Here is a 3,082-nt window from a genome sequence, read left to right as displayed (position 1 = left end):
TTATAGCTCTACGTATGGCTATGTGGTAACTCGACTGGCTGCCGATGCACCTTATACGTTAATTAAGCAGTTTTAATTGTTTAAGAAAAATAACACTCACATTGAGTGGTGAGTGTTATTTTGCTGCGAACAAGATGTACTTAAATAAATGAAGTATAAGGTCAAAACTAAAATTATAAAGATACTTTTTATTATAGAGCCTTCCTATGTTTTTAGTCGATGTTGAAAATGATAGATAAAGATAAAGATAAAGATAAATTTATTTTTAAATACATATTACGTCAAGAAATTACATATTTACCGTTATCATTACTACTAGCTCTTGTATCGTACCTTGGGCATGATATTCAAGTAGCAGGGAGGGTTTTTCTTCATACAGCATTACTTTTTCAACTTGTAATTATTATAACGGGGTGGGATGTAATAAGAAAAAGAGATGATTAACAAGTTAGAATTACAGAAATCATAGTGACACCTATTCTAAATCTTCCTATCCTAATTTTTGCTCAGTAAATAGTTAACACTGCATCATGCAGTCATTACCATGCGTGTAATTTAGATTAAACAGAGATAATGGCTTATTTAATGGGTTAAATGAAAGTAATCCAGTAGAAAAGGGGAGCTATTAACCTAAAAAGTAGATTTTATAGGGGGGTAGCGGACTGTTTAGCTTATATAATTAGAGTGACTGTCTAGTTTAGTTTATAAAAGGATAATAGTAATGGTTACTTTACAAGAATTAATAGGGCAAAAAAAATATGACTTGCTCTATACTCATTATGATATGAATGGTTTACTAATCCAAGATATGGAAGATGTTTTTTATTGTAATGATAATGAAATCCCTCAAGATCGTATTCCTAATTTAGAGGCATTATTAACACCTATTGATGATATTAATAGTTCTTTAGTACCCATCGAAGCAGCTAAACTTTTGGCAGCTTGGGGATTTGAAAAAGCAATTGATTATTTTGAATATTGTATTGATAATCGTATTGATCGTTTAGGTAACATAGAGCCACATCGACTACATACAGCTTACGATACAATCTATGAAAAAATAGCGGAGTCCTTATTTCAATACCATGTTAGATATACTGAAAGAGATTACATCATATCTAATAGTTTTTATGGCGAATTAGGAGAAAGAGCTCGAAGACGAATTAGTATTCCATTAATAAAAATTATTGAATTGTCTAGAGAGCTTACCATTGATCTTTGCGGTATTATTGGTAAGTTATCTACCAGAGACTGGCCTGAATTCCTGCCTGTTTTAAAAGAATGTTATCTTGATTTTTCTCAGCGTCCTGAAGGTGACTTAAGTCGAAAGTGGAATCTTCCAATATTAAGAAATTTTTTTATGAGCAGGAGAAATAACATAGACACGCACTTTAACTAGTGGGTGTTAATTTACTACTAACACGTTGTACTTAAGCAACATAACACTGAAGAAAAGGACTCTTCGATGCCAGCAATGAAATTAATTCAATCAGTAGGGATTGGCGGCGCAAATAAACCAGACGATGTAAAAGCAGTACAAACCGCTTTAAACTCACTTCTTTCCCTTATAGCACCCACTAGAAAACTTACCGTAGACGGTCGTTTAGGCTCACGCCCTGAAAACTCTAAAACCGTAGCTGCCATTAAATTATTTCAAAGCAAAGTGGTAAATATGGTACGCCCTGATGGAAAAATAGATCCAAATGGACGCACCCATAGAAAAATTAACGAAAAGCTTATAAATTTGTCCGCTATAAGTAATGTGAGTGTAGCTTTAAAAATACCAGCCACAAAAGCATCTTGGATGAAAACAGCTGCTGGTGAAGTGGGCGAAGCCGAAGTTCCAGGTGTAAAGGCAAATCCGCAAATTTTAGAGTACTTTAAAGCATCTAAATTTTGGGGTAATGATGATAGTGGTGGTCAAAATGCTTGGTGTGGCTCTTTTGTTGCTTGGGTAATGAAAAAAAACAACATGGATCCTGTTAAAAATGCTTTTAGAGCAAAAGAGTGGGCTAGTTTTGGTAAATCGATCAGTGCTCCTGTTTATGGTGCTATTGGTATTAAGTCAAGAAAAGGTGGTGGTCATGTTGCTTTTGTTGTAGGTCAAAGTGCTGATGGCAACTACTTATATATGCTAGGTGGAAATCAAAGTAATAGCGTTAATGTTGCAAAGTATAAAAAAGAAGTATGGGACAGCTTTGTAAAATAACAAAGACACCCACTTTAAATAGTGAGTGTTAATTTACTACTAACACGTTGTACTTAAACAACATAACACTAAAGAAAAGGACTCTTCGATGCCAGCAATGAAATTAATCCAATCAGTAGGAATTGGCGGCGCATGACTTCAAAAATAAGCTAGACATCCATCCTAATTGTTTGCAGTTTGGCTAACTAAGTACTAGGCTTTTATCAGTGTGAAAAACAAGCAGAGTGTCTTATGGCAATCGCAAGAAAGCGTCAAATAAGTTTGGTTGATACAAAATATTATCACTGTATTTCACGTTGCGTGCGTCGTGCTTTTTTGTGTGGTGAAGATCACTTTACAGGTCAATCTTACGAGCATCGCAGAGGGTGGGTTGAAGATAAATTACTCGAATTAGCCAAGGTATTCTGCATTGATGTCTGTGCTTATGCCGTTATGAGTAATCACACGCATTTAGTGTTGTATGTTGACGATAAAAAAGCAAATAGGCTGAATGATAAAGCGATTGTTATTCGCTGGCATAAGCTTTGTAAAGGCACTGTACTTACGCAAAAATACATGCAGGGTGAAAAGCTAAGTAAAGTTGAGCTTATCTTTTTTAATCAAACAGTGAAGCAATACCGAGAACGTCTATCAAGTATCAGCTGGTTTATGCGGCTATTAAATGAAGACATTGCCCGCAGAGCAAATAAAGAAGATAACTGCACAGGTAGATTTTGGGAGGGTCGCTTCAGGTCACAAGCACTTCTTGATGAAGCCGCACTTGCCGCTTGTATGGCCTATGTAGATTTAAATCCCATTAGAGCTAAAATGGCTAAAACGCCGGAGCAGTCAAAGCATACCAGTGTACAAAAGCGTTTAATAACAGCATCAGAA

3 protein-coding genes are annotated in these 3,082 nt (G+C 35.4%); all 3 read left to right on the top strand.

The window, feature by feature from the left end:
- The first annotated feature begins 721 nt into the window (after positions 1-721).
- Positions 722-1,399, top strand: a complete 678-nt coding sequence (locus I6F65_RS21095; protein ID WP_197114776.1) for a hypothetical protein — start codon at positions 722-724, stop codon at positions 1,397-1,399.
- A 66-nt stretch (positions 1,400-1,465) separates the two neighbouring features.
- Entirely contained in the window at positions 1,466-2,209 is a 744-nt protein-coding gene (locus tag I6F65_RS21090; RefSeq protein ID WP_197114775.1) for a TIGR02594 family protein, read from the top strand.
- 231 nt (positions 2,210-2,440) lie between these two features.
- A partial coding sequence (locus tag I6F65_RS21085) for a transposase (RefSeq protein WP_197114774.1) occupies positions 2,441-3,082 on the top strand: 642 nt, incomplete at its 3' end.

Source organism: Pseudoalteromonas sp. SWXJZ94C (assembly GCF_015864385.1).
Classification (GTDB): domain Bacteria; phylum Pseudomonadota; class Gammaproteobacteria; order Enterobacterales; family Alteromonadaceae; genus Pseudoalteromonas.
This window is presented reverse-complemented; position numbering and strand designations above follow the sequence as displayed.

Excerpts from the sequence above, each read along its gene's own strand:
- I6F65_RS21090 (WP_197114775.1), top strand. The coding sequence starts at position 1,466 with ATGCCAGCAATGAAATTAATTCAATCAGTAGGGATTGGCGGCGCAAAT.
- I6F65_RS21095 (WP_197114776.1), top strand. The coding sequence starts at position 722 with ATGGTTACTTTACAAGAATTAATAGGGCAAAAAAAATATGACTTGCTC.